At 70.3% G+C, this 25803-nt stretch carries 20 protein-coding genes and 2 pseudogenes; 17 read left to right on the plus strand and 5 right to left on the minus strand.

What is annotated here, in order from left to right; genetic code table 11:
- Nucleotides 1-2 precede the first annotated feature (2 nt).
- Nucleotides 3-1379 (plus strand): annotated as a pseudogene (locus IF67_RS0115480) (geranylgeranyl reductase family protein); the annotation flags it as partial.
- Nucleotides 1380-1697: 318 nt separating this feature from the next.
- Here IF67_RS0115480 and IF67_RS0115485 read toward each other — a convergent pair.
- Both IF67_RS0115485 and IF67_RS0115490 read right to left on the minus strand, forming a co-directional pair.
- On the minus strand, nucleotides 1698-2534 hold the full coding sequence (locus IF67_RS0115485) for an ATP nucleotide 3'-pyrophosphokinase (protein WP_030986027.1): 837 nt from the start codon (nucleotides 2532-2534) through the stop codon (nucleotides 1698-1700).
- A 269-nt stretch (nucleotides 2535-2803) separates the two neighbouring features.
- On the minus strand, nucleotides 2804-3604 hold the full coding sequence (locus IF67_RS0115490) for a C40 family peptidase (RefSeq protein ID WP_030986028.1): 801 nt from the start codon (nucleotides 3602-3604) through the stop codon (nucleotides 2804-2806).
- A 725-nt stretch (nucleotides 3605-4329) separates the two neighbouring features.
- On the opposite strand from IF67_RS0115490, the gene IF67_RS0115495 reads away from it, so the two are divergent.
- Genes IF67_RS0115495 through nuoN form a run of 14 tightly spaced genes read left to right on the plus strand, consistent with a single transcriptional unit; the run spans nucleotide 4330 to nucleotide 20528 of the window.
- The gene (locus IF67_RS0115495; protein WP_006604811.1) at nucleotides 4330-4689 is read left to right on the plus strand and encodes an NADH-quinone oxidoreductase subunit A; all 360 of its coding nucleotides are present in this window, start codon (nucleotides 4330-4332) and stop codon (nucleotides 4687-4689) included.
- A gap of 9 nt (nucleotides 4690-4698) precedes the next feature.
- On the plus strand, nucleotides 4699-5253 hold the full coding sequence (locus tag IF67_RS0115500; protein WP_030986030.1) for a NuoB/complex I 20 kDa subunit family protein: 555 nt from the start codon (nucleotides 4699-4701) through the stop codon (nucleotides 5251-5253).
- On the plus strand, nucleotides 5250-6026 hold the full coding sequence (locus tag IF67_RS0115505; RefSeq protein WP_030986032.1) for an NADH-quinone oxidoreductase subunit C: 777 nt from the start codon (nucleotides 5250-5252) through the stop codon (nucleotides 6024-6026). The genes IF67_RS0115500 and IF67_RS0115505 overlap by 4 nt, the downstream gene beginning before the upstream one ends.
- Nucleotides 6026-7402 (plus strand): NADH-quinone oxidoreductase subunit D, encoded by a 1377-nt coding sequence (locus IF67_RS0115510; protein ID WP_051818102.1) that lies wholly within the window; start codon nucleotides 6026-6028, stop codon nucleotides 7400-7402. Before IF67_RS0115505 ends, IF67_RS0115510 begins: the two co-directional genes overlap by 1 nt.
- Nucleotides 7403-7437: 35 nt before the next feature.
- Entirely contained in the window at nucleotides 7438-8301 is an 864-nt protein-coding gene (gene nuoE / locus IF67_RS0115515; RefSeq protein ID WP_030986036.1) for an NADH-quinone oxidoreductase subunit NuoE, read from the plus strand.
- A complete protein-coding gene (gene nuoF / locus IF67_RS0115520; protein ID WP_030986038.1) occupies nucleotides 8301-9683 on the plus strand; it encodes an NADH-quinone oxidoreductase subunit NuoF in 1383 nt (460 codons plus the stop codon). The genes nuoE and nuoF overlap by 1 nt, the downstream gene beginning before the upstream one ends.
- The gene (locus tag IF67_RS0115525) at nucleotides 9680-12187 is read left to right on the plus strand and encodes an NADH-quinone oxidoreductase subunit G (protein WP_030986040.1); all 2508 of its coding nucleotides are present in this window, start codon (nucleotides 9680-9682) and stop codon (nucleotides 12185-12187) included. The genes nuoF and IF67_RS0115525 overlap by 4 nt, the downstream gene beginning before the upstream one ends.
- Complete coding sequence (nuoH, locus tag IF67_RS0115530; RefSeq protein WP_030986042.1) at nucleotides 12187-13575, plus strand: NADH-quinone oxidoreductase subunit NuoH; 1389 nt, start codon at nucleotides 12187-12189, stop codon at nucleotides 13573-13575. Before IF67_RS0115525 ends, nuoH begins: the two co-directional genes overlap by 1 nt.
- On the plus strand, nucleotides 13568-14158 hold the full coding sequence (gene nuoI / locus IF67_RS0115535; protein ID WP_037839419.1) for an NADH-quinone oxidoreductase subunit NuoI: 591 nt from the start codon (nucleotides 13568-13570) through the stop codon (nucleotides 14156-14158). Before nuoH ends, nuoI begins: the two co-directional genes overlap by 8 nt.
- Complete coding sequence (locus IF67_RS0115540; protein ID WP_030986047.1) at nucleotides 14155-15024, plus strand: NADH-quinone oxidoreductase subunit J; 870 nt, start codon at nucleotides 14155-14157, stop codon at nucleotides 15022-15024. The genes nuoI and IF67_RS0115540 overlap by 4 nt, the downstream gene beginning before the upstream one ends.
- A complete protein-coding gene (nuoK, locus tag IF67_RS0115545; RefSeq protein ID WP_018090964.1) occupies nucleotides 15021-15320 on the plus strand; it encodes an NADH-quinone oxidoreductase subunit NuoK in 300 nt (99 codons plus the stop codon). The genes IF67_RS0115540 and nuoK overlap by 4 nt, the downstream gene beginning before the upstream one ends.
- 13 nt (nucleotides 15321-15333) lie before the next feature.
- Nucleotides 15334-17217: an NADH-quinone oxidoreductase subunit L gene (gene nuoL, locus IF67_RS0115550; protein ID WP_030986049.1), complete on the plus strand. Its 1884-nt coding sequence runs from the start codon at nucleotides 15334-15336 to the stop codon at nucleotides 17215-17217.
- Between the two features lie 3 nt (nucleotides 17218-17220).
- Nucleotides 17221-18879, plus strand: coding sequence for an NADH-quinone oxidoreductase subunit M (locus IF67_RS0115555; protein ID WP_030986051.1), 1659 nt, complete (start codon nucleotides 17221-17223; stop codon nucleotides 18877-18879).
- Nucleotides 18876-20528, plus strand: a complete 1653-nt coding sequence (nuoN, locus tag IF67_RS0115560) for an NADH-quinone oxidoreductase subunit NuoN (RefSeq protein WP_030986053.1) — start codon at nucleotides 18876-18878, stop codon at nucleotides 20526-20528. Before IF67_RS0115555 ends, nuoN begins: the two co-directional genes overlap by 4 nt.
- A 92-nt stretch (nucleotides 20529-20620) precedes the next feature.
- Here the strand turns inward: nuoN and IF67_RS0115565 are convergent, their stop codons facing one another.
- From IF67_RS0115565 to fahA, 3 genes and pseudogenes are all read right to left on the minus strand, one after another.
- Nucleotides 20621-21106, minus strand: coding sequence for a hypothetical protein (locus tag IF67_RS0115565; RefSeq protein WP_030986056.1), 486 nt, complete (start codon nucleotides 21104-21106; stop codon nucleotides 20621-20623).
- A gap of 172 nt (nucleotides 21107-21278) precedes the next feature.
- Nucleotides 21279-21674: pseudogene (locus IF67_RS0115570) on the minus strand (GOLPH3/VPS74 family protein); the annotation flags it as partial.
- A gap of 52 nt (nucleotides 21675-21726) precedes the next feature.
- Nucleotides 21727-22929 (minus strand): fumarylacetoacetase, encoded by a 1203-nt coding sequence (gene fahA, locus IF67_RS0115575; protein WP_030986060.1) that lies wholly within the window; start codon nucleotides 22927-22929, stop codon nucleotides 21727-21729.
- Nucleotides 22930-23212: 283 nt separating this feature from the next.
- On the opposite strand from fahA, the gene IF67_RS0115580 reads away from it, so the two are divergent.
- Together IF67_RS0115580 and IF67_RS0115585 are read left to right on the plus strand one after the other, a co-directional pair.
- Nucleotides 23213-24493 carry a D-aspartate ligase gene (locus IF67_RS0115580; RefSeq protein ID WP_037839421.1) on the plus strand — a complete coding sequence of 427 codons (1281 nt, stop codon included), beginning with the start codon at nucleotides 23213-23215 and terminating at the stop codon, nucleotides 24491-24493.
- Entirely contained in the window at nucleotides 24490-25692 is a 1203-nt protein-coding gene (locus IF67_RS0115585; protein WP_030986063.1) for an FAD-dependent oxidoreductase, read from the plus strand. Before IF67_RS0115580 ends, IF67_RS0115585 begins: the two co-directional genes overlap by 4 nt.
- Nucleotides 25693-25803: the final 111 nt, after the last annotated feature.

Genomic DNA, 25803 nt, shown 5'->3' on the forward strand with positions numbered 1-25803 from the left:
AGACTGCACGTGCCCAGTGCCGGTCGGCACCCAGATATCCAGATCGACTTCCGGGAGACAGCGCCGTGACCGAGTCCGCGTCCGTGACCGATTCCGTGACCACAGCCCGCTCGGAGCACAGCGCGGACGTGATCGTCGTCGGTGCCGGGCCCGCCGGCTCGGCGACCGCCTATCACCTCGCCAAGTCCGGTCTGGACGTGCTCCTTCTGGAGAAGACCGCCTTCCCGCGCGAGAAGGTCTGCGGCGACGGGCTGACCCCCCGCGCCACCAAGCAGCTGGTCGCGATGGGGATCGACATCTCCGAGGAAGCGGGCTGGCTGCGCAACAAGGGCCTGCGGATCATCGGCGGCGGCTCCCGCCTCCAGCTCGACTGGCCGGAGCTGGCCTCCTACCCCGACTACGGACTGGTCCGTAAGCGCGACGACTTCGACGAGCAGCTCGCCCGGCAGGCGCAGAAGGCCGGCGCGCGGCTCTACGAGCGCTGCAATGTGGGTGCGCCGATCGTCCACGAGCTGACCGGCCACATCACCGGCGTGCACGCCAAGCTCGGCGAGGAGAAGACCCCGGTCACCTTCCACGCCCCGCTGGTCGTCGCCGCCGACGGCAACTCCACCCGGCTCTCGCTGGCCATGGGCCTGCACCGCCGCGAGGACCGCCCCATGGGCGTGGCCGTCCGTACGTACTTCACCTCGCCCCGCCACGACGACGACTACCTGGAGTCCTGGCTCGAACTGTGGGACCGCCGCGGCGCCGAGGACCGGCTGCTGCCCGGCTACGGCTGGATCTTCGGCATGGGCGACGGCACGAGCAACGTCGGCCTCGGCATCCTCAACTCCAGCTCCGCTTTCAAGGAGCTGGACTGGCGGGAGATCCTCAAGGCGTGGTGCGCCTCGATGCCCGCCGACTGGGGCTACACCCCGGAGAACATGACCGGCCCGATCCGCGGCGCCGCGCTCCCCATGGCCTTCAACCGCCAGCCGCACTACACCAAGGGCCTGCTGCTGGTCGGTGACGCGGGCGGGCTGGTCAACCCGTTCAACGGCGAGGGCATCGCCTACGCCATGGAGTCCGGCGCGATCGCCGCCGAGGTCATCGTGCAGGCACACGCCCGCGCCACCTACACGCAGCGCGAACTGGCCCTACAGCGCTACCCCAAGATCCTCAAGGACACCTACGGCGGTTACTACTCCCTCGGCCGCGCCTTTGTGAAGCTCATCGGCAACCCCAAGGTCATGAAGATCGCCACCCAGCGTGGTCTGACCCACCCGCTGCTGATGCGTTTCACCCTCAAGATGCTCGCCAACCTCACCGACCCCACGGGCGGCGACGCGATGGACCGCATCATCAACGGCCTGAGCAAGGTCGCGCCGAAGTCGTGACGCAGGGACGGGGCGGGCGCAGGGCGCCCGCCTGACGACCGGTGTCACCGACCTCTTCAACCGGCTCCATGCGACCACCGGGCAGCCGGCGGGTGCGGGCCGGTAGCGCGTCCGGTCACCGACGCCCTGATGCGTCCTGATGCCCTTGGAGCGGTCTGGAGGGCTCTGGAGCGGCCTGGTGGGCCCCGTTGGGGGTGGGTAAGCCCGTTGGCGGCCCGTTGGGGCGTGTTGCGGCCGTATGCCCGTGACGGCCCGGGAAGAGGCCTCTGCGGCCCGTCGGTGCATCCGGCGGGCCGCTTGCCGTGGGCGAGGGCCCCCTCAGGCGGCCGGGGCGTGAGCCGGGACGGGGAGCCGGCGTGCCGGGTCCGGGGCCGGCACCCGGCGGGCCGGGGCGGTCAGCCGCTCGGCGCCCGGAGGCACCGGTACCGCCGCGAAGATCGCGTTCTGCTGGTCCTGAAGTTCCCGCACCCGCTCCCGGGGAGTGCCGGGCAGCCGCTGCTCCTCGTACAGCTTGTGGGTCTCCAGCTGGGCCGCCTTGCTCTCGGGGGTGTGGAACTGGACCTCGAAGAGCTGGTGGGAGCGGGGCGCGCGCCAGGCGGAGTTGATCGCCTTGTAGCCGGCGGTCCGGTTCCAGGTGTTGGCCCAGCGGGTGGAGTCGTTGCCCCACGCGGACAGCAGCCCGGCCGCGGTGTGGACGCCCTGGCTGTAGTGGTCTGCGGGCCACTGGAGGGTGAAGCGGACCGCGTCATTGATCATGCCGAGCGAGGTGTCCACCGACCGCCCCGGTGACTCCTGCATCGAGGTGGCGACCTTGCGCTTGAGCGAGTCCGGCGACTTCAGCCGCTGGTCGAACCCGATCAGCTCGGCATGGCTGATCCTGGCGGCCGCGCGTACCTCGGGGCTGATGGCACGCTCGGCCCGCCGGGCGTGGAGGACGAAGGCGTCCACCTTCTTGTTGTCGGCGGCCTTCAGACGCAGCCCGTCCCGGTGCCAGCTGCCGTCGGGGTCGGTGCCCGCGGGGCGGACGGAGGGCGCCGCGGCGGACGGGCCGGTGGCGGTCGCGACGGGGACGGCGCCCAGGCCGAGCGCGGTGGCCAGTGCGGCGGCCGTCGCGGCCCGGGTGACGAGGCGGCGGGCGGTGCGGTGGGTGTTCATCGGAGCGCGGTGACCCTCTCTCTGCGGAGGCCGCACGGAGCCGAAGTGGCATATGTGCGGCATATGGCGAGAGGTGCAACGGCGCGCGCCGTGACGGGGTAGCTCTACGGGCGGCCACCGGCCCGGTACCTGGCTTGAAACCGGCGCTGCACGGCGCGATTCGGCCGTCTCACGGCCCGAAGGCGGCCCGCGGGCCCGCATGCCGAAGGACCGTCCCTCCCGAGCGGCGGAAGAGACGGTCCTGGTGAGGAACCAAGAGTGCGGCGGTCCTAGAGGACGCGCACCGCGCCGGTCGGCATGTCGTAGTTGAGCGGGCGCTCGACGATGCCGGTGCTGGAGTTCTGGGCGCCGATGAAGTTGCCGTCACCGACGTAGACACCGACGTGGTAGGCGCTGCCCGCGCTGCCCCAGTACAGGATGTCGCCGACCTGGAGGTTGTCCAGGCCGACCTGGGTGCCGGCGGTGGACTGGTCCTGCGACACCCGCGGCAGGTCGATACCGACCTGCTTGAACGCGGCCTGGGTCAGGCCGGAGCAGTCGTACGCAGAGGAGCCGGTGGCGCCGAGCACGTACGCCTTGCCCAGCTGCGCCTTGAGGAAGGAGACGAGCGTGGCGGTGCTGCCGGTGGCGGTGGACGACGAGGGCGCGGACAGGGTCGAACGCTCGGAGGAGCGCGAGGCACGGGCCTGCGCGGCCTCCTTGGCCTTGCGGGCTTCCTCGGCCTTCTTCTTGGCCTCGGCCTTGGCCTTCTTCACGGCCTCGGCCTTGTGCTTCTCGGCGGCCTTGGCGGCCTTGGAGAAGGCGCTGTCCTGGAGGGCCTGGCGCTCGTAGTTGAACGCGACCTGCTCGGCAGTGTCGGCGCTCTTGGCGGCGCTGGTGGCGAGCGCCGTCGTGATCGTCGGCATCTCCTGGGTTTCGGCGACGGGCTTCTCCGCGGCGTTGGCCGGGACGGTGGCGCCGGTCACCGCGAGGGTGAGGAAGCCACCGGTCACGCCCGCGCGCAACGCCCGGGAGGACGCGGAAGGACGGCGGGGCTTCCGGTGGCTGGGTATGAGTGCGTTCGGGGACATGGCAACAACGGCTATCAGGAGCCACAGGTTGCTGCCAAGAAAGGTGCAGTGCGCCACACTTGACGTGTACGCGGCGAATAAAACGGACTTTTGGCTGCCCACCGAGCCCGCGGCGGGATGTCCGAATTTCGCGATCATGTTCCTACGCATGGCATTTGCTGCTCGATGCGGGGACGGTGGGCGCCTATCACTTCCCCATCCGCCACGCCAAGGCTTCCCGTGCGTCAAGGGCTTAGTGCTGGAAATAGCGTGGGATAGGTCACTCTTGAGTGTCCGTTATGTTCCTGTGATCTCGCGCGGCCCGCTCGCTCGTGAATCGAAGCACGCGCCGACGATCACGGTCCGGTCACGAGCGGACCATGCCTACGGGCCCTCCGCATATAGCAGTTGGCTGCGTCCAGCACCAATTTGCCTGTAGCGGCTACCACTTGATAGTGGCAACCCCGCCCTGACCAGCGGTAACCCAGGTGAATGTCACCTCTCGTGATCACTCGCGCGCTTCACGTATGAAGATCACCGCTCATCCGACTTCATGATCCTTCGCCGGGTGGTGGAGATCACAAAGGCGTTGTCCACTCCCGTGTCGCAGATCACAGACCAGCGGGCATAAGATGCTGGCGGTTCGGGCTTGTGAACTGCCTCACATATGCACGATCTCCATGGGGCAGCCGGAAGGCCCGAGCGGACCGCCATCCAGTCATCGTCGACTGAAGGGAGCGAGGACGGTGAACGCTTACGCGCCCATCCTCGTACTGGGAGCCCTCGGGGCAGGCTTTGCGATCTTCTCCGTCGTGATGGCCACCCTCGTCGGGCCCAGGCGCTACAACCGGGCCAAGCTCGAGGCGTACGAGTGCGGAATCGAGCCGACGCCACATCCGTCCGGTGGCGGTCGCTTCCCGATCAAGTACTACCTGACGGCGATGCTCTTCATCGTCTTCGACATCGAGATCGTCTTCCTCTATCCCTGGGCCGTCACCTTCGACGCCCTGGGGCTGTTCGGGCTCGTCGAGATGCTCCTCTTCGCGCTCACCGTCTTCGTCGCCTACGCCTATGTCTGGCGTCGTGGCGGCCTGGAATGGGACTAGGGGTCACACATGGGACTTGAAGAGAAGCTGCCGAGCGGCTTTTTGCTGACCACTGTCGAGCAGGCCGCGGGCTGGGTGCGCAAATCATCGGTCTTCCCCGCGACCTTCGGGCTGGCCTGCTGCGCCATCGAGATGATGACGACCGGCGCCGGGCGCTACGACCTGGCCCGCTTCGGCATGGAGGTCTTCCGCGGCTCACCGCGGCAGGCGGATCTGATGATCGTGGCCGGCCGGGTGAGCCAGAAGATGGCGCCCGTTCTGCGGCAGGTCTACGACCAGATGCCGGACCCGAAGTGGGTGATTTCCATGGGGGTTTGCGCCTCATCGGGCGGAATGTTCAATAACTACGCGATTGTGCAGGGCGTCGACCACATCGTTCCCGTCGACATCTACTTGCCGGGCTGCCCGCCGCGTCCCGAGATGCTCATGGACGCCATTCTCAAGCTGCATCAGAAGATCCAGAACACCAAGCTCGGGGTCAATCAGCAGCAGGCCGCCCGTGAGGCGGAGGACGCGGCGCTCAAGGCGCTCCCGCTGATCGAGATGAAGGGGCTGCTGCGGTGAGTGAGCAGAAGAACCCTGAGGGTCCCGGCGAGCCGGACGGCCAGAACGGCCAGGAGGACGCCGTTCCCGCGCAGCGCGACGACACCGGCGAGGTGATCGGCACCCGCCGCGGGATGTTCGGCGCCGACAACGGCGGCGACACCAGCGGCTACGGCGGCCTCGTCCGGACCGTCCGGCTGCCCGGCGCGACCCAGCGGCCGTACGGCGGACCGCGTGGTGGCGGGGGAGGCTACGGAGAGTTCGACGAGATCGCCGATGAGCTGGAGGGCGCCCTCGACGAACAGGGCCTGATCCCCGAGAACGTCATCGAGAAGACGGTCGTGGACCGCGCCGAGCTGACCTTCCACATCGAGCGCGCCTATCTGCCGACGGTCGCCAGGACCCTGCGCGACGACCCCGCGCTGCGTTTCGAGCTGTGTACGGGCGTGAGCGGGGTGCACTTCCCCGGCGACAAGGGCCGCGAGCTGCACGCCGTCTACCACCTGCGCTCGATCACCCACAACCGGCTGATCCGGCTGGAGGTCTCCGCCCCGGACGCCGACCCGCACGTGCCCTCGCTCGTGGAGGTCTATCCGACCAACGACTGGCACGAGCGCGAGACCTACGACTTCTTCGGAATCGTTTTCGACGGCCACCCGGCGCTGACCCGGATCATGATGCCCGACGACTGGCAGGGCTTCCCGCAGCGCAAGGACTACCCGCTCGGCGGCATCCCCGTCGAGTACAAGGGCGCCCAGATTCCGGCTCCCGACCAGCGGAGGTCGTACAGCTGATGACTACTGCACCGCACTCCCACTCCTCGTCCGGCCACCACACGTCGAGCGACTTCGACACGACGGAGTCGCTGGCCAGGGAGACCACCGAGGGCACCGTCTACAACGTCTCCGGTGGCGACTGGGACGAGATCGCGGCCGCCGCCGTGAAGTCCGACGACGAGCGGATCATCGTCAACATGGGGCCGCAGCACCCCTCCACCCACGGCGTGCTCCGGCTGATCCTGGAGATCGACGGCGAGACCGTCACCGAGGCCCGCTGCGGCATCGGCTATCTGCACACCGGCATCGAGAAGAACCTCGAATACCGGACCTGGACGCAGGGCACCACCTTCGTCACGAGGATGGATTACCTCACCCCCTTCTTCAACGAGACGGCCTACTGCCTCGCCGTGGAGAAGCTGCTCGGGATCACCGACCAGATCCCCGACCGGGCCACCGTCATCCGCGTGCTGCTGATGGAGCTCAACCGGATGTCCTCCCACCTGGTGGCGATCGCCACCGGCGGGATGGAGCTGGGCGCCACCACGATCATGATCTACGGCTTCCGCGACCGGGAACTCATCCTCGACCTCTACGAGCTGATCACCGGCCTGCGGATGAACCACGCCTACATCCGGCCCGGCGGCCTCGCGCAGGACCTGCCCCCGGGCGCGGTCGACCAGGTGCGTGAGTTCGTGAAGAAGATGCGCAAGAACATCGGCGAGTACGACAAGCTCGCCACCGGCAACCCGGTGTTCAAGGGCCGTATGGAAGGCATCGGCTATCTCGACCTGGCCGGCTGCATGGCCACCGGTGCCACCGGGCCCATCGTGCGCTCCGCCGGACTGCCGCACGACCTGCGCAAGACCCAGCCGTACTGCGGTTACGAGACCTACGACTTCGAGGTGCCGACCGCCGACACCTGCGACTCCTACGGCCGGTTCCTGATCCGGCTGGAGGAGATGCGCCAGTCGCTGCGGATCGTCGAGCAGTGCCTGGACCGGCTGGAGCCCGGCCCGGTGATGGTCGCGGACAAGAAGATCGCCTGGCCCGCGCAGCTGGCCCTGGGCCCGGACGGCCTGGGCAACTCCCTCGACCACATCAAGAAGATCATGGGCACCTCGATGGAGGCCCTGATCCACCACTTCAAGCTGGTGACCGAGGGCTTCCGGGTCCCGCCGGGACAGGCCTACGCCGCCGTCGAGTCGCCCAAGGGCGAGCTGGGCGTGCACGTGGTCAGCGACGGCGGCACCCGTCCCTACCGGGTGCACTTCCGCGACCCGTCCTTCACCAACCTCCAGGCCATGGCGGCGATGTGCGAAGGCGGCCAGGTCGCCGACGTCATCGTCGCCGTCGCGTCCATCGACCCCGTGATGGGAGGCGTCGACCGGTGAACGCCACTCCGGCAAACCATGACGTGCAGCTGGGGATGCCCGCGCTCCCCGCCCCCGACTATCCGGTGGACGTACGGGCCCGGCTGGAAGCGGACGCCAAGGAGGTGATCGCCCGCTACCCCGGCGCGCGCTCGGCGCTGCTGCCGCTGCTGCACCTCGTCCAGGCCGAGGAGGGGCACGTCACCCGCACCGGCATCCGCTTCTGCGCCGAGCTGCTCGACCTGACCACCGCCGAGGTCACCGCGGTCTCGACCTTCTACTCCATGTACCGCCGCAAGGCGAGCGGTGACTACCAGGTCGGGGTCTGCACCAACACGCTCTGCGCGGTGATGGGCGGCGACGCCATCTTCGAGGACCTCAAGGAGTACCTCGGCGTCGGCAACGGCGAGACCACCGAGGACGGCGCCGTCACCCTCGAACACATCGAGTGCAATGCGGCCTGCGACTTCGCCCCGGTCGTGATGGTCAACTGGGAGTTCTTCGACAACCAGACCCCGCGGTCCGCCCGGCAGCTGGTCGACGACCTGCGGGCCGGCCGGAGCGTCGAGCCCACCCGCGGGGCACCGCTGTGCACCTTCAAGGACACGGCCCGGATGCTCGCCGGATTCCCGGACGAGCGGCCGGGCGCCGTCGAGGCCACCGGCGGAGCGGGCGCCGCCTCGCTGATCGGGCTGCGGCTCGCCAAGGGCGAAGCCGTCCCCGGCCGCGGCGCCGACCACGTCATCGCGCCGCGTGCCACCACCGACGGCCCCACCGACGGGACCGGCGGCGAACCCCCGTCCGGCCACCCCGCCGACGAGCCGCCCGCCGGGCACCCCAGCTCCCACGACGCACCGCAGCAGACCTCGGCCTCGGACGACCAGCACCCGGCCGGCCCCACAGCAGAGGAGGGGGAGTGATGACAGTGGCAGCCGAACACGGGGGCGCCTCCCGGCCGGAGGCCGGCGGGGAGATCAGCCCCGAGAAGCTTCTGACGCCCGTGCTGTCCGCCTTCTGGGACCAGCCCGAACCCTGGAGGCTGGAGACCTACCGCCGGCACGAGGGCTACGAAGGCCTGCGCAAGGCGCTCGCGATGCCCCCGGACGACGTCATCGCCTACGTCAAGGACTCCGGGCTGCGCGGCCGCGGCGGCGCCGGCTTCCCGACCGGGATGAAGTGGCAGTTCATCCCGCAGGGCGACGGCAAACCGCACTACCTGGTCGTCAACGCCGACGAGTCGGAGCCCGGGACCTGCAAGGACATCCCGCTCCTCTTCGCCAACCCGCACTCCCTCATCGAGGGGATCGTGATCGCCTGCCATGCGATCCGCTCGCACCACGCCTTCATCTATCTGCGCGGCGAGGTCGTACCCGTCCTGCGCCGGCTGCACGAGGCCGTGCGCGAGGCCTATGCGGCGGGCTACCTCGGGAAGAACATCCTGGGCTCGGGCCTCGACCTCGACGTGATCGTGCACGCGGGCGCCGGTGCGTACATCTGCGGTGAGGAAACCGCGCTGCTCGACTCCCTGGAGGGCCGTCGCGGACAGCCCCGGCTGCGTCCCCCCTTCCCGGCGGTGGCGGGCCTCTACGCCTGCCCCACCGTCGTGAACAACGTCGAGTCCATCGCCTCGGTTCCCGCGATCATGAACAGGGGCAAGGACTGGTTCCGGTCGATGGGCAGCGAGAAGTCCCCGGGCTTCACGCTCTACTCGCTCAGCGGCCATGTCACCAACCCGGGCCAGTACGAAGCCCCGTTGGGCGTCACGCTGCGCCAGCTGCTGGACATGAGCGGCGGTATGCGCCGCGGCCACCGGCTGAAGTTCTGGACGCCGGGCGGCTCCTCGACGCCGATGTTCACCGACGAGCACCTCGACGTCCCCCTCGACTACGAGGGCGTCGGCGCGGCCGGCTCGATGCTCGGCACCAAGGCGCTCCAGTGCTTCGACGAGACCACCTGCGTCGTCCGCGCGGTCACCCGCTGGACCGAGTTCTATGCGCACGAGTCCTGCGGCAAGTGCACGCCCTGCCGTGAAGGGACCTACTGGCTGGTGCAGTTGCTGCGCGACATCGAGGCCGGCAAGGGCGTGATGGACGACCTCGACAAGATCGACGACATCGCCGACAACATCAACGGCAAGTCCTTCTGCGCCCTCGGCGACGGCGCCGCCTCGCCGATCTTCTCCTCGCTGAAGTACTTCCGCGAGGAGTACGAGCAGCACATCACCGGCAAGGGCTGCCCCTTCGACCCGGCCAAGTCGACCCTGTGGGGCGACAACGACGCTCACCAGGGGGTGAACGCATGACCGTCACGACCAATGCCCCCACCGGGGGCGGCGAGGCGGCGATCCCGCCGGAGGACCTCGTCACCCTGACGATCGACGGCATCGAGATCTCCGTCCCCAAGGGGACGCTGGTCATCCGTGCCGCCGAGCTCCTCGGCATCGAGATCCCGCGCTTCTGCGACCACCCGCTGCTGGACCCGGCGGGCGCCTGCCGGCAGTGCATCGTCGAGGTCGAGGGCCAGCGCAAGCCGATGGCCTCGTGCACCATCACCTGCACCGACGGCATGGTCGTCAAGTCGCAGCTCACCTCGCCGGTGGCCGAGAAGGCCCAGCGCGGGGTGATGGAGCTGCTGCTGATCAACCACCCGCTGGACTGCCCGGTCTGCGACAAGGGCGGTGAGTGCCCGCTTCAGAACCAGGCGATGCAGGTCGGCGACCCGGAGTCGCGCTTCGACGGCAAGAAGCGCACCTTCGCCAAGCCGGTGCCGATCTCCACGCAGGTGCTGCTGGACCGCGAACGGTGCGTGCTGTGTGCGCGCTGCACCCGCTTCAGCAACCAGATCGCCGGCGACCCGATGATCGAGCTCGTCGAGCGCGGTGCCCTCCAGCAGGTCGGCACCGGCGAGGGCGACCCCTTCCAGTCGTACTTCTCCGGCAACACCATCCAGATCTGCCCGGTCGGCGCGCTCACCTCCGCCGCGTACCGCTTCCGCTCCCGCCCCTTCGACCTGGTCTCCTCGCCGTCGGTGTGCGAGCACTGCGCGGGCGGCTGTGCGACCCGTACGGACCACCGGCGCGGCAAGGTCATGCGGCGGCTGGCGGCGAACGACCCCGAGGTCAACGAGGAGTGGATCTGCGACAAGGGGCGGTTCGCCTTCCGGTACGCGCAGCAGCGTGACCGGCTGGAGCACCCGCTCGTGCGCAACCCGGAGTCCGGCGAACTGGAGCCGGCGAGCTGGCCCATGGCCGTGGAGACGGCGGCCCGCGGACTGGCCGCGGCCAAGGGGCGCACGGGCGTGCTGACCGGCGGCCGGCTGACCGTCGAGGACGCCTACGCCTACGCCAAGTTCGCCCGGATCGCGCTGAACACCAACGACATCGACTTCCGGGCGCGGCTGCACAGCGCCGAGGAGGCCGACTTCCTGGCGTCCCGGGTCGCCGGCCGCGGCCGGGATCTGGACGGCGAGGGCGTCACGTACACCGCGCTGGAGAACGCGCCGGCCGTTCTGCTGGCCGGTATCGAGGCCGAGGAGGAGGCCCCGGGCGTCTTCCTGCGGCTGCGCAAGGCGCACCGCAGGAGCGGACAGCGCACCTACGGGCTGGCCGGTCACGCCTCGCGCGGGCTGATCAAGGCCGGTGGCACGCTGCTGCCGTCCGCGCCCGGCACCGAGACCGAATGGCTGGACGCGCTCGCGGGCGGCGTCGGCCTGGACGGTGCGGGGCAGGCCGCGGCCGAGGCGCTGCGGGCCGACGGCGCGGTGATCATCGTCGGCGAGCGGCTGGCGGCGGTGCCCGGCGCACTGACCGCCGCCGTCCGCGCCGCCCGTGCCACCGGCGCCCGCCTGGTGTGGATCCCCCGGCGGGCCGGCGAACGCGGCGCCGTCGAGGCGGGCGCGCTGCCCGGTCTGCTGCCCGGTGGCCGGCCGGCCACCGACCCGCGGGCCCGCGACGAGGTCGCGGCCGCCTGGGGCGTGGCCGCGCTGCCGCACCGGCACGGCCGGGACACCGGCCAGATCATCGAGGCCGCGGCGACCGGCGAGATCGGCGCGCTCCTCGTGGCGGGCGTCGAGGTCGCGGACCTGCCGGACCCGGTCCGGGCGCTGGCCGCCCTGGACGAGGTCGGCTTCCTGGTCAGCCTGGAGCTGCGGCCCTCGCAGGTCACCGACCGGGCGGACGTGGTCCTGCCGGTGGCGGCCGTGGTCGAGAAGGCCGGCACGTTCCTCAACTGGGAGGGCCGGGCGCGGCTGTTCGAGGCCGCCCTCAAGCCGGACCAGATGACCCGGCGGCATCTGCTGCCGGACTCCCGGGTGCTGCACATGCTCGCCGATGCGATGGACGTCCACCTCGCGCTGCCGGACATCCGCTCCGTACGCCGCGAGCTGGACCGGCTCGGTGGCTGGGACGGCCCGCACGCGGGCGAGCCCATGGAGAGCGGCCGCCCGCTGCCCCGCCCCGACAGCGGTGAGGCGGTCCTCGCCGGACACCGGCTCCTCCTGGACCAGGGGCTGCTCCAGGAGGGCGACGAGGCGCTGGCCGGCACGCGGCACGCCGCCGTCGCCCGGCTGTCGCAGATCACCGCGCAGGAGACCGGGGTCAAGGACGGTGACCTGCTGGCGGTCACCGGACCGGCCGGCGCGGTCCACCTGCCGCTCCAGGTCACGCCGATGCCCGACCGGGTGGTGTGGCTGCCGCTCAACTCCATGGGCGGTGGCGTCGCCGCCGACACCGGGGCGCAACCCGGTGACCTGGTGAAGATCTCCGCCGTCCCGGGCACCCCGGCGCCGGCCGAGGAGGTGGACGCATGATGCAGCAGCTCGATCAACTCGCCGCCGCCGGCAGCGCGCTGGCGCAGGAAGACCTGTCGATGTTCGGCCGCGACCCGTGGTGGCTCGTCGTCATCAAGGCGGTCTTCTGCTTCGCGTTCCTGATGCTGACGGTGCTGTTCTCGATCGTCTGGGAACGCAAGGTCGTCGCCTGGATGCAGCTGCGCATCGGCCCCAACCGGCACGGCCCCTGGGGGATGCTCCAGTCCCTCGCCGACGGCATCAAGCTGATGCTGAAGGAGGACCTGGTCGTCAAGCGGGCCGACAAGGTGGTCTACATTCTCGCGCCGGTCGTGGCGGCCATCCCGGCCTTCATGGCGATCGCGGTGATCCCCTTCGGTCCGGCCGGCAACGAGATCTCGATCTTCGGGGTCCGTACCCCGATGCAGCTGACCGACCTGCCGATCGGCATCCTCTACATCCTGGCCACGGCCTCGGTCGGCATCTACGGCATCGTGCTGGCGGGCTGGTCGTCCGGTTCGACGTATCCGCTGCTCGGCGGGCTGCGCTCGTGTGCGCAGATGATCTCGTACGAGATCGCGATGGGCATGTCGTTCGCGGCGGTGTTCCTCTACTCCGGGTCGATGTCGACGTCGACCATCGTGGAGTCGCAGCAGAGCAGGTGGTACGTCCTGCTGCTGCCGGTGTCCTTCATCATCTACATCGTCGCGATGGTGGGCGAGACCAACCGCGCGCCGTTCGACATGCCGGAGTCCGAGGGCGACCTCGTCGGCGGCTTCAACACCGAGTACTCGTCCATCAAGTTCGCGATGTTCATGCTCGCCGAGTACGTCAACATGGTCACCGTCTCGGCGGTCGCGATCACCCTCTTCCTGGGCGGGTGGAAGGCACCCTGGCCGATCTCCACGTTCTGGGAAGGGGCCAACCACGGCTGGTGGCCGCTGCTCTGGTTCACGATCAAGGTGCAGCTGCTGCTGTTCTTCTTCATCTGGCTGCGCGGCACCCTTCCCCGGGTGCGCTACGACCAGTTCATGAAGCTGGGCTGGAAGGTCCTCATCCCGGTCTCGCTGGTCTGGCTGATGCTGGTCGCCACCGTCCGGGCGCTGAAGAACGAGGGCTACAACTTCTCCCAGATCGTGCTCTATGTCGCCGGCGGAGCCGTCGCGCTGCTGCTGATCTCCCTCCTCGTGGACTTCTTCCGGCGTGCCGAGACGGAGGAGGAGACGGACGGTGACGGGGCCTTCGACCCGATGGCCGGCGGTTTCCCCGTGCCGCCGCTGCCCGGACAGAGCCTGCCGCCCGTGCCGCGGCGCAGGCCGCGCCGTGACCGCGAGCTGATTGTCAGTGGCGGGACGGGCACTGTCAGTGACGAAATCGGAAACGACGGAAAGGGGGGCGACGGTGCCTGAGTTCCAGAACCCCGTGGCCGGCTTCGGCGTGACCTTCAAGGCCATGTTCAAGAAGCGGCTGACCGAGCAGTACCCGGAGGAGAAGAAGCCGACGGCGCCGCGTTTCCACGGCCGGCATCAGCTCAACCGGCATCCGGACGGGCTGGAGAAGTGCATCGGCTGCGAGCTGTGCGCATGGGCCTGCCCGGCGGACGCGATCTATGTCGAGGGCGCGGACAACACCCCCGAGGAGCGCTACTCCCCGGGTGAGCGCTACGGCCGCGTCTACCAGATCAATTACCTGCGCTGCATTCTGTGCGGCCTGTGCGTGGAGGCCTGTCCGACCCGCGCGCTGACGATGACCAACGAGTACGAACTCGCCGACCGGTCCCGCGAATCGCTCATCTACACCAAGGAGGAGCTGCTCGCGGGCCTGGCGGAGACGATGGTCGACTCGCCGCATGCGATCTACCCCGGCATGACGGAGAAGGACTACTACCAGGGCCTGGTGACCGAGGCCGCCCCGGGGACCGTCCGTCAGGTCGCGGCCTCCAAGGGCGAGAAGACCGACGGGAACGCCCAGGACAAGGAGGCGAACGCATGACCGGCCTCGCCGCCGCGGCCTCCATGACCTCCACCGGTGAGGCCGTGCAGTTCTGGATCCTGGGCATCGTCGCGGTCAGCGGCGCGCTGTGCACGATCCTGGTGAAGCGCGCCGTGCACAGCGCCCTCTCGCTCGCCGGGACCATGATCGTCCTGGCGGTCTTCTACCTCGCCAACGGCGCGTACTTCCTCGGCGTCGTCCAGATCGTCGTCTACACGGGCGCGATCATGATGCTGTTCCTGTTCGTCGTCATGTTGGTGGGTGTCACCGCCGCGGACTCCCTCAAGGAGACCCTCAAGGGCCAGCGCTGGCTCGCGGCCGGACTGGGCCTCGGCTTCGGCATCCTGCTGATCGCCGGGATCGGCAACGCCTCGCTCAAGGAGTTCAACGGCCTGGGCGAGGCCAACGCCGGCGGCAATGTGCAGGGCCTGGCCGCGCTCATCTTCACCAAGTACGTCTTCGCCTTCGAAGTCACCGGCGCGCTGCTGATCACGGCGGCCGTCGGCGCGATGGTGCTCACCCACCGGGAGCGTACGGAGCGCGCCAAGTCCCAGCGCGAGCAGTCGGAGGCGCGCATCCGCGAGGGCAAGCAGGTACCGCCGCTGCCCGCCCCGGGTGTCTATGCCCGGCACAACGCCGTCGACATCCCGGGCCTGCTGCCCGACGGCACCACGTCCGAGCTGAGCGTCAGCCCGACGCTGCGGGAGCGCGGCCAGGTCCGCGATGTCTCCGGCGAGTCGCTCGCCGAGCTGAAGGCGCTGGAGGAGCGCTCCGAGGACTGGCTGGGCCGGGGTTCCGAGGAGCCCCGGTCCTCGTCGTCCGGTGGCGTGGCGCCGAAGGAGCACAAGGAGGGGGCCAAGAAATGAACCCGGTCTACTACCTCTATCTCGCCGCCCTGTTGTTCACCATCGGCGCGGCCGGGGTGCTGATCAGGCGGAACGCCATCGTGGTGTTCATGTGCATCGAGCTGATGCTCAACGCCTGCAATCTCGCCTTCGTCACCTTCTCGCGGATGCACGGGAATCTGGACGGCCAGATCATCGCCTTCTTCACGATGGTCGTCGCCGCGGCCGAGGTCGTCGTCGGCCTGGCGATCATCGTGTCGATCTTCCGCACCCGTCATACGGCCTCGGTCGACGACGCCAGCCTGATGAAGCTGTAAGGGGTCGCACAAAGTGGAGAACTTGATCGCGCTGCTTGTCGCGGCACCGCTGGTCGGTGCGGCCCTGCTGTTGTGCGGCGGCAAACGATTCGACCGCACCGGCCACTTGATCGGCACGCTGTTCTCGGTGGCGTCGTTCGCCATCGGGGTGGTGCTCTTCATCGGCATGCTCGGCAGGGGCGCCGAGGACCGTGCCCTGCATCAGCACCTGTTCAGCTGGATCCCGGTGGGCGGCTTCCAGGCCGACATCGCCTTTCAGCTCGACCAGCTGTCGATGACCTTCGTCCTGCTGATCACCGGTGTCGGATCGCTGATCCACATCTACTCGATCGGCTATATGGAGCACGACGAGCGGCGCCGCCGCTTCTTCGGCTACCTCAACCTCTTCCTCGCGGCGATGCTGCTGCTCGTCCTCGCCGACAACTACCTTCTGCTGTACGTCGGCTGGGAGGGCGTCGGCCTCGCCTCGTACCTCCTCATCGGCTTCTGGCAGCACAAGCCGAGCGCGGCCACGGCCGCCAAGAAGGCGTTCCTGGTCAACCGGGTCGGCGACATGGGCCTGTCCATCGCGATCATGCTGATGTTCACGACGTTCGGGACCTTCGCCTTCGGCCCGGTCCTCGCCGCCACCGGCGACACTTCCGAGGGCAAGCTGACCGCCATCGGGCTGATGCTGCTGCTGGCCGCCTGCGGCAAGTCGGCGCAGGTGCCGCTCCAGTCCTGGCTCGGTGATGCGATGGAGGGCCCGACCCCGGTCTCGGCCCTGATCCACGCCGCCACGATGGTCACCGCCGGGGTGTATCTGATCACCCGCTCCGGGGCGGTCTTCAACGCCGCGCCGACCGCCCAGCTCGCGGTCGTCGTGGTGGGTGCGGTCACCCTCCTCTTCGGTGCGATCGTCGGTTGCGCCAAGGACGACATCAAGAAGGCGCTGGCCGGCTCGACGATGTCGCAGATCGGCTACATGATCCTGGCGGCCGGCCTCGGTCCGGTCGGCTATGCCTTCGCGATCATGCATCTGGTCACTCACGGCTTCTTCAAGGCGGGTCTCTTCCTCGGCGCCGGCTCCGTGATGCACGGCATGAACGACGAGGTGGACATGCGCCGTTACGGCGGCCTGCGGAAGTACATGCCGGTCACCTTCGTCACCTTCGGCCTCGGCTATCTGGCGATCATCGGCTTCCCCGGTCTGTCCGGCTTCTTCTCCAAGGACAAGATCATCGAGGCGGCCTTCGCCAAGGGCGGCACCGAGGGCTGGATCCTCGGCGGCGCGGCCCTGCTGGGCGCCGCGATCACCGCGTTCTACATGACGCGGGTGATGCTGATGACGTTCTTCGGCGAGAAGCGCTGGAATCCCGACGAGGTGCATCCGCACGAGTCGCCGAAGGTCATGACGATCCCGATGATCGTGCTGGCCTTCGGATCGGTCTTCGCCGGCGGGCTGTTCAGCGTCAACGAGGCCTTTGTGAAGTGGCTGGAGCCGGTCACCTCGTTCGCGCACGGTCACTCCCCGGTCAGCGCGACCACCGTCACCGCCTCGACGATCGTGGTGCTGCTCGTCGGCGTCGGCATCGCCTGGCTGATGTACGGCCGCAAGCCCGTTCCGGCGCTCGCCCCGCGCGGCTCGCTGCTCACCCGGGCCGCCCGCCGCGATCTGCTCCAGGACGACTTCAACCACGTGGTCTTCGTGCGCGGCGGCGAGGAGCTCACCGGCACACTCGTCCAGCTCGACCGCTCCCTGGTGGACGGCGCGGTCAACGGCACGGCGGCCTCGATGGGCGGACTCTCCGGCCTGCTGCGCCGGTTGCAGACCGGATACGTCCGTTCGTACGCGGTCCAGATGCTGGGCGGGGCCGCCGTTCTCGTCGCCGCGACCCTGCTGATGAGGGGTGTCTGAGCCATGTCGTTTCCCCTGCTGACGGCGGTAGCCGCGGTGCCGGCGATCGGTGCGATCGCCACCGCCGCGCTGCCCGCCGCCAAGCGCACCGCGGCCAAATGGCTCGCGCTGCTGTTCTCGCTGGTCACCTTCGCGCTGGCGCTGGTGGTCGGGTTCCGCTTCGACCCCGGCGCCAAGGGCCCCTTCCAGCTCACCGAATCGCACGCCTGGATCAGCGACTTCGGTGTCCGTTACGAACTCGGCGTGGACGGCATCGCGGTCGCCCTGATCGCGCTGACCACCCTGCTGATCCCGTTCGTCATCCTGGCCGGCTGGCATGACGCCGACCCGCTGGAGGAGGCCACGCCCAACCGGCGCTGGCGGCCCACCCAGGGCTTCTTCGCGCTGATCCTGGCCGTCGAGGCGATGGTGGTGCTCTCCTTCGAGGCCACCGACGTCTTCCTCTTCTACATCTTCTTCGAAGCCATGCTGATCCCGATGTACTTCCTCATCGGCGGCTTCGGGGACCGGGCGGACGGGGACGGCGAGGAGCAGTCCGCGAGCCGGCGGTCGTCCGCGGCGGTGAAGTTCCTGCTCTACAACCTCGCCGGCGGGCTGATCATGCTGGCCGCGGTGATCGGCCTGTATGCGGTCACCGCCGACCAGCTCGGCACGGGCACGTTCTCGTTGCAGCAGATCGTCGAGGCGCGCGCGGCCGGCAAGCTGGAGATCGGCACCGGCACCGAACGGCTGCTCTTCCTCGGCTTCTTCTTCGCCTTCGCGGTGAAGGCGCCGCTGTGGCCGCTGCACACCTGGCTGCCCGGCGCCATGGGCGAGTCGACGTCGCCGGTCGCGGTGCTGATCACCGCCGTGGTCGACAAGGTCGGCACGTTCGCGATGCTGCGCTTCTGCCTCCAGCTCTTCCCCGAGGCGAGCAGCTGGGCCACGCCGGTCATCCTCGTCCTCGCGCTGATCAGCGTGCTGTACGGCGCACTGCTGGCGGTCGCCCAGCGGGACATCAAGCGTCTGATCGCCTACGCCTCGATCTCCCACTTCGGCTTCATCATCCTGGGCATCTTCGCGATGACGTCCCAGGGCCAGAGCGGCGCGACGCTCTACATGGTCAACCACGGCATCTCGACCGCCGCGCTGATGCTGGTGGCCGGCTTCCTGATCAGCCGCCGCGGCTCGCGTCTGATCGCGGACTACGGCGGTGTCCAGAAGGTCGCCCCGGTCCTGGCCGGCACGTTCCTCATCGGCGGCCTCGCCACCCTGTCGCTGCCCGGTCTGGCGCCGTTCGTCAGCGAATTCCTGGTCCTGGTCGGCACGTTCAGCCGCTATCCGGTGATCGGCATCATCGCCACCCTCGGCATCGTTCTCGCCGCGCTGTACGTCCTCGTCCTCTACCAGCGGACGATGACCGGGCCGGTGAAGGCCGAGGTGAAGAGCATGCCGGACCTGCGGGTGCGGGAGCTGGTGGTGGTCGCGCCGCTGATCGCGCTGCTGCTCTTCCTCGGGGTGTATCCCAAGCCGCTCACCGACATCGTCAACCCGGCGGTCGGCCACACCCTGTCCGTCGTGGACAAGAAGGATCCCCAGCCCGCTGTGCAGGTGGACGCCGTGCCCGGTGGCAGCCGGCCCGGCCACGCCGTGCATGATCAAGACGTGGAGGCCGCGAAGTGAGTTCCGTGGCAAGTGTCCACAGCCTGTGGACAGTGGCGGCCGGTGCACCGGGCAAGATCCCGGCACCGCACATCGAGTACGCCCAGCTGGCGCCGACGCTGATCGTCCTCGGCGCGGCGGTGCTCGGCATCCTCGTCGAGGCGTTCGTGCCGCGCCGCAACCGCTATTACTCCCAGCTGCTGCTGACCCTGGTGGCGCTGGCCGCCGCGTTCGCCGCGGTGATCGGCCTGGCGGCCGGCGGCTTCGGCTCGTCCAAGGCGCATATCGCCGCCATGGGGGCCATCGCCGTCGACGGCCCGGCGCTGTTCCTCCAGGGCACGATCCTGCTGGTGTCCGTGATCGCCGTCTTCACCTTCGCCGAGCGCCGGCTAGATCCGGCGGCGCATGGCAAGCGGGTGGACTCCTTCGCCGCGCAGGCTGCGGCCGTGCCCGGCGGCGCCGCCGAACAGGCCGCCGTCAAGGCCGGGTTCACCACCACCGAGGTCTTCCCGATCGTGCTCTTCGCGGTCGGCGGCATGCTGGTCTTCCCGGCGGCCAACGATCTGCTGACGCTCTTCATCGCACTGGAGGTCTTCTCCCTCCCGCTGTACATCCTGTGTGCGCTGGCCCGCCGCCAGCGGCTGCTGTCGCAGGAGGCCGCGGTGAAGTACTTCCTCCTCGGCGCCTTCTCGTCGGCGTTCCTGCTGTTCGGCGTGGCCCTGCTGTACGGCTACGCGGGCACCGTGACGTACGCCGGGATCGCCGAGGTGATCTCGGACGGCGCCAAGCAGATCGATCCGGCGCTGGCGGGCACGATGGGCAATGACGCCCTGCTGCTGATCGGTGCGGCGCTGGTCCTGATGGGGCTGCTGTTCAAGGTCGGCGCGGTCCCGTTCCACATGTGGACCCCGGACGTCTACCAAGGCGCCCCGACCCCGGTCACCGGCTTCATGGCGGCCGCCACCAAGGTCGCGGCCTTTGGGGCGCTGCTGCGGCTGCTGTATGTCGTGCTGCCGGGCATGCGCTGGGACTGGCAGCCGGTGATGTGGGGCGTCGCGATCATCACGATGCTGGGCGGGGCGATCGTCGCCATCACCCAGACCGACATCAAGCGGCTGCTGGCCTACTCCTCCATCGCACACGCCGGTTTCATCCTCGCCGGTGTCATCGCCACCAGCAAGGACGGCATCTCCTCGGTGCTCTTCTACCTCGGCGCCTACTCCTTCGTGACGCTCGGCGCCTTCGCCGTCGTCACCCTGGTGCGGGACGCGGGCGGTGAGGCCACCGCGCTGTCCAAGTGGGCCGGGCTCGGCCGGCGTTCGCCGCTGGTGGCCGCGGTCTTCGCGGTCTTCCTGCTGGCCTTCGCGGGCATCCCGCTGACCTCCGGGTTCGCCGGGAAGTTCGCGGTCTTCAAGGCGGCCGCGCAGAGCGGCGCGGGCTGGCTGGTGGTCGTCGGTGTGCTCTCCTCGGCCATCGCCGCGTTCTTCTACATCCGCGTCATCGTGCTGATGTTCTTCAACGAGCCCAAGGCGGACGGTCCGACCGTCGCGGTGCCCAGCCCGCTGACGACCACGGCCATCGCCGTCGGCGTCGCGGCGACCCTGGTGCTCGGCCTGGCGCCGCAGTACTTCCTCGACCTGGCCGGCCAGGCCGGGGTCTTCGTGCGCTGACGACCGGCGGCGCGGTACGGCAACGGCCGCCGCCCGGAGCCCTCGGGGGGTTCCGGGCGGCGGCCGTTCGCCGTGCGGCGTGCGGCGTGCGGTCAGCTCTTGGGCATACCGCTCGGCAGCTGCGGCATGTCGGGGATCTTCACGCTGCCGTCGGTGGACTTCGTGTACTTCTCCGTGGGCCCGTTCTTCCAGTCGACGGTCAGGGTCTTGCCGTCGGCGCCGGGCTTGAGGGTGCCCATGGTGCGGGTGGTGTCCCCGTCGGTGCACTTGAGCGCGGCCATGGTCATCCCGGCCATCTCCTGGACCTTGCCCAGACACGCGGCCTTGTGCCCGTTGCTGAAGGCGACGGTGCCCTTGCTGATCACGAGGACCTGCGGGCTGCCGGCCGAGCCGGCCTTCCAGGCGCCCTCGACCGCGCCGGGGCTCGCGGGCTTGTCGGCGCCTCCCGGAGTCGACGGCGCGGCGTCCGGCGACTTGCTCGGCTTGCTGTCGTTGCCGTTGTCGCCGCTGCTTCCGCAACCGCTGAGCAGCATCGCGGCGATGGCTGCCGCCCCGGCGATCTGCGCTGCCTTGCGCACGTACGTCTCCTCCGTTGTGGGACAGGGAGACGTGAGGCTAGCAGCGGCCCCGCACCGCGGTCCGGGCCGCGGCCCGTATTGCGGCACCGTCGGTACGGACTTGGTGTGGTGCTGTGACGGAGAAGCGGACATGACGGGGTAGACCGTCGCATTCGTGGCACCCCGGTCCAGGTCAGCCGGAGGCATTCGACGCCGCCTCCTTGTCCTGGCGTACCGCGCGCTCCACGGCATGCGCCGTCCAGATCTCCCGCGCCCACCGCTTCACCTCGCGCCGTACGGGGCGGTGCTCGCGGCTCCGCAGAAGTACGCGGTCCAGATCGGTCGCCGAGGCCAGCGCGACGAGCAACCGGCTGCGGCGGTCCGGGAAGCCGGCGCCGAGTGCCCCGGCGAAACGGTCCCGGGCCGGGCCGGCGAGATCCACCGCCCCGGCCGGGAAGCAGGTGGACGGGAAGAGACCCAGGACGCGCCGGGTCTCCCTGCGCAGCGCGCTGCGCTCCTCCAGACGGCGCAGACACAGCTCCTGGACCGGCCGGCCGGCGCTGCGCACCCAGCGCTGTGCCTTGACGCCCCGGCGCTGCGTGTCCGCAGCAGCTCCTCGGGGAGGGTGAGCGGCGCGCCGGTCATACCGCGGGCAGGATGCGGCCGGTGACCTCGCCCAGGCCGATCCGGGCGCCCTCGGGGCCGGGCGCCCAGGCGGTGAGGGTGACCTCGTCGCCGTCCTGGAGGTAGGGGCCCTTGCCCTGGGTGAGTTCGAGCAGGCACCCGAGCTGGTCGGGGCCGGGCCCGGAGACCGTGCCGGAGGCGAACAGGTCGCCGGTGCGCAGCGAGGCGCCGTTGACGGTCATATGGGCGAGCTGCTGGGCGGCCGTCCAGTACATGGCGGAGAACGGCGGCCGGGAGACGGTCTCGCCGTTGATGCGCACCTCGATACGGATGTCGATGCCGCCCGGCTCCGCGTCCGCGTCGTCGAGGTAGGGCAGCAGCGGGACGTCCCGGGCGGGCGGCGGCGTACGGGCCTCGTCGAGGGCGTCGAGCGGGGTGATCCAGGCGGAGACGGAGGTGGCGAAGGACTTGCCGAGGAAGGGGCCGAGCGGCACGTACTCCCAGGCCTGGATGTCGCGTGCGGACCAGTCGTTGAGGAGGCAGACGCCGAAGACATGGTCGCGGAAGGCGTCCAGGGCGACGGGCCGGTGCAGCGTGGACGGCGTACCGACGACGAAGCCGACCTCGGACTCGATGTCGAGGCGGAGGGAGGGGCCGAACGTCGGCGCCTCGTCCGCGGGGGCCTTGCGCTGTCCCCGGGGCCGGACGACCGGCGTGTCACTGACGACGACGGTGCCCGCCCGGCCGTGGTAACCGATCGGCAGATGCTTCCAGTTGGGGGTCAGCGCCGCGTCGTTCGGGCGGAAGATCCGGCCGACGTTGGTGGCGTGGTGCTCGCTGGCGTAGAAGTCGACATAGTCGGCGACCTCGAAGGGGAGGTGCAGCGTGACCTCGGCCAGCAGATGGAGCAGCGGCGCCACTTCGTCGCGGTGCGCGAGGTCGGTCACCGCGCTGTGGACGGCCGCCCGGATCTGCTGCCAGACGAGGCGTCCCGCGGCCAGCAGGGGGTTGAGGGTCGGGGCCGCGAGCAGCTCGGCGTGCGGATGGATGGCGGCGGGCAGGGCGCTCGGCAGGGCGCTCAGATCGAGGACGTGGGTGCCGTAGCGGACGCCGAGGCGGCGCTGTTCGGGCGCGTCGACGGTGCTGAAGACGCCGTAGGGCAGGTTGTGCGGGCCGAAGGGGTCGCCTTCTGCCAGGTCGAACGGGCTCTGCTCGGGCATGGACAGCTCCTCGCGTTCGTCGTCGCCGGTGGGCGGCCGGGCCGTCCGGGCTGGTGGCCGCGGGCCGGCGGGGCCGTCGATCAGCGTACGGCCGGGCGGTGACCGGCGGGGCGGTCATGGGGCGCGAGGGCTTGGATGCGTACGAAGTAGGACGGCGGACGCGCCGTGCGTTGCGCCCCCACGCCTCGGCAATGTCCGGAAAAGCCTTGCTGCACTACGCAATTCGGGCCTAGCTTCCTTTCCTGGCACGGGCCGGGGGTGGGACGTTCCGTTGGGGGGACACGTGGCTCGCAGTGGCGCACGGCTCGCGGTCGACCGGAGCGTTCCGGGGCTGATCGTGAAGATCGGGGCTTACCCCCTGCACCACGGCGGCGTGGGGGCGATCCGCAGTCTGGGGCGGCTCGGGGTGCCCATGTACGCCGTGACGGAGGACCGCTTCACACCGGCGGCGGCCTCCCGCTACCTCCGCGGCCGCTTCGTCTGGCCGACCACCGGACGGGAGGAGCCGGACCGGCTGGTGACGGGGCTGCTGCGGATCGGCCGGCGGATCGGCCGGCCGGCGCTGCTGATCCCCACCGACGAAGAGGCGGCCGTGCTGATAGCCGAGCACGCCGACGCGCTCGCCGGGTCGTTTCTCTTCCCCCGGGCCGCCCCCGGTCTGCCGCGGCAGCTGGCCAGCAAACAGGTCCTGCACGAACTGTGCGTCGCGCACGGGGTGCCCTCGCCGGCCGCCGTCTTTCCCGGCTCGTACGCGGAGATAGCGGCGTATGCCGGGCGGGCGCGCTTCCCGGTGGTGGCCAAGAACCGCGAGGCGTTCGTCCGGCGCAAAAGGCCCGCTGTCTCCGGCACGACCCGGATAGGAGGGCCGGACCAGCTGCTGGACCTGGCCCGTGACTGGGGCCCGCGGCCGGGCGTGATCCTTCAGGAGTATCTGCCGCGGGAGCAGGCCGAGGACTGGATCGTGCACGCCTGCTTCGGCGCGGACCGGGCGCCGCTGGCGCTGTTCACCGGCGTCAAAGTGCGCTCCTGGCCGCCGCACGCCGGCATGACGGCCTGCGCCTATGTCGTCGACAACCCGGAACTCGCCAAAATCTCGGCGGAGTTCGTCCACCGCACCGGCTTCACCGGGATCGCCGATCTGGACCGGCGGTTCGACCGCCGCGACGGCCGGTACAAGCTGCTGGACTTCAATCCGCGGATGGGCGCCCAGTTCCGGCTCTTCGAGAACGCGGCCGGGGTGGATGTCGTCCGCGCCCAGCATCTGGACCTCACCGGGCGCGTCGTCCCCGGGGGCGCGCAGCGGGCCGGGCGCCGCTTCGTCGTCGAGAACGTCGATCTGCCCGCACGGCTCGCGTACCGGCGCAGCGGCTCCCGCGCGCCGCACGCTCCGGCGCGGGCGTCCGGCACCGAGCCGGCGTGGTTCGCGGGCGATGACCCGCTGCCGTTCTTCACGATGCTCGCGCGGTCCGTCGGGCCGGGCGCCCGCCATCTGAGGCAGCTGCGACGGGCGGGCCGCCGGGCGGGAACCGAGGCACCACTCAGGCAAGGGGAGGGACCGAAGTGAGCACTCCGGTAGCGGTCATCGGGGCCGGCCCGTACGGCCTGTCGACGGCCGCGCATCTGCGGGCGTGCGGCCTGCCGGTGCGGGTCTTCGGGCAGCCGATGGCGAGCTGGCGCACGCAGATGCCCGCGGGCATGCTGCTCAAGTCGACGCCGGCCGCCTCCAGCATCGACGCCCCGCGGACCGGCCACACCCTCGCCGACTTCTGCGCGGCGACGGGGGAGGGCCCCTACACGTCGGACTGGGACATCCTCCCCGTCGAGGTGTTCGTCCGGTACGGGCAGTGGGTGCAGCAGCGGCTGGTCCCCGATCTGGAGCAGGTCAAGGTGGTCTCGGTCGACCGGCGGGACGACGGTTTCGAGCTGAAGCTGGACAGCGGCGAGCAGGTCGGCGCGCGGGCGGTGATCGTGGCCACCGGCCTGAGCGGGCTGGCGCACCTGCCGCCGGAACTTGCCGCCGCGATCCCGGACGGGCCGTCCGCCACGGGGCCGGTCTCGCACAGTGCGCAGCACCACGACCTGTCCGCGCTGGCCGGCCGGCAGGTGGTCGTGATCGGCGCCGGACAGTCGGCGCTGGAGAGCGCGGTGCTGCTGGCCGAGGCGGGCGCGGCGTCCGTACGGGTGGTGGCGCGCGGGCCCGCCGCCGTGGGCTTCGGCACGCCGCCGGACAGCCGGCCCCGTCTGCGGCCGCCGTCGCCGTTCGGCAACGCCTGGTCGCTGTACGCCCTGACGTACCACGCCGGTGCCTTCCGCCGGCTGCCGGTGCCCGCCCGGCGGTATCTGGTGCGGCGGGTGCTCGGCCCGTTGGGCGCGTGGTGGCTGCGGGACCGTTTCGCCGGCCGGGTGCAGGTGACGCAGGGGCGGCGGATCGTACGGGCCACGGTCCGGGACGGCCGCCCCGTGCTGGCGCTGCGCGGCGCCGACGGGCAGGGCGGGGAACTCGTTGCCGACCATGTGCTGGCCGCGACGGGGTACCGGATGGATCTGGCGGCGCTGGACTTCCTGGGCCAGGGGCTGCGCACCGGCATCGTGACGCGGGCCGGCGGGCCGCTGCTGGACGCCGGCTTCGGCTCGTCCGTACCGGGGTTGTACTTCACGGGGCTGCCGGCGGCCGCCTCGTTCGGGCCGGTGATGCGCTTCGTGTGCGGTACGGAGTTCGCCTCGCCGCGGCTGGCGCGGGCGGTGGCGCGGGCGTACGGGTGAGGCCGGGGGGCTTCCTCCGGCGGGCCCGTGGCCCCCTCTTGCGTGCGGGAAGTCATCCTGTGCTGCGGTGATTTCGCGGGGAGGGCCGATCCCGACGGGCCGTAGGGTCCC

Origin of the sequence: Streptomyces sp. NRRL S-1813 (genome assembly GCF_000719605.1) — a bacterium.
Classification (GTDB): Bacteria; Actinomycetota; Actinomycetes; order Streptomycetales; family Streptomycetaceae; genus Streptomyces; species Streptomyces decoyicus.

What these genes read in the sequence shown, in the direction of transcription:
- IF67_RS0115485 (WP_030986027.1), bottom strand. Translation starts at nt 2,534, where the DNA reads ATGAACACCCACCGCACCGCCCGCCGCCTCGTCACCCGGGCCGCGACG.
- IF67_RS0115540 (WP_030986047.1), top strand. Translation starts at nt 14,155, where the DNA reads ATGACCGGCCTCGCCGCCGCGGCCTCCATGACCTCCACCGGTGAGGCC.
- IF67_RS0115500 (WP_030986030.1), top strand. Translation starts at nt 4,699, where the DNA reads ATGGGACTTGAAGAGAAGCTGCCGAGCGGCTTTTTGCTGACCACTGTC.
- nuoF (WP_030986038.1), top strand. Translation starts at nt 8,301, where the DNA reads ATGACAGTGGCAGCCGAACACGGGGGCGCCTCCCGGCCGGAGGCCGGC.
- IF67_RS0115490 (WP_030986028.1), bottom strand. Translation starts at nt 3,604, where the DNA reads ATGTCCCCGAACGCACTCATACCCAGCCACCGGAAGCCCCGCCGTCCT.
- nuoK (WP_018090964.1), top strand. Translation starts at nt 15,021, where the DNA reads ATGAACCCGGTCTACTACCTCTATCTCGCCGCCCTGTTGTTCACCATC.
- fahA (WP_030986060.1), bottom strand. Translation starts at nt 22,929, where the DNA reads ATGCCCGAGCAGAGCCCGTTCGACCTGGCAGAAGGCGACCCCTTCGGC.
- IF67_RS0115555 (WP_030986051.1), top strand. Translation starts at nt 17,221, where the DNA reads ATGTCGTTTCCCCTGCTGACGGCGGTAGCCGCGGTGCCGGCGATCGGT.
- nuoH (WP_030986042.1), top strand. Translation starts at nt 12,187, where the DNA reads ATGCAGCAGCTCGATCAACTCGCCGCCGCCGGCAGCGCGCTGGCGCAG.
- IF67_RS0115525 (WP_030986040.1), top strand. Translation starts at nt 9,680, where the DNA reads ATGACCGTCACGACCAATGCCCCCACCGGGGGCGGCGAGGCGGCGATC.
- IF67_RS0115510 (WP_051818102.1), top strand. Translation starts at nt 6,026, where the DNA reads ATGACTACTGCACCGCACTCCCACTCCTCGTCCGGCCACCACACGTCG.
- nuoE (WP_030986036.1), top strand. Translation starts at nt 7,438, where the DNA reads ATGCCCGCGCTCCCCGCCCCCGACTATCCGGTGGACGTACGGGCCCGG.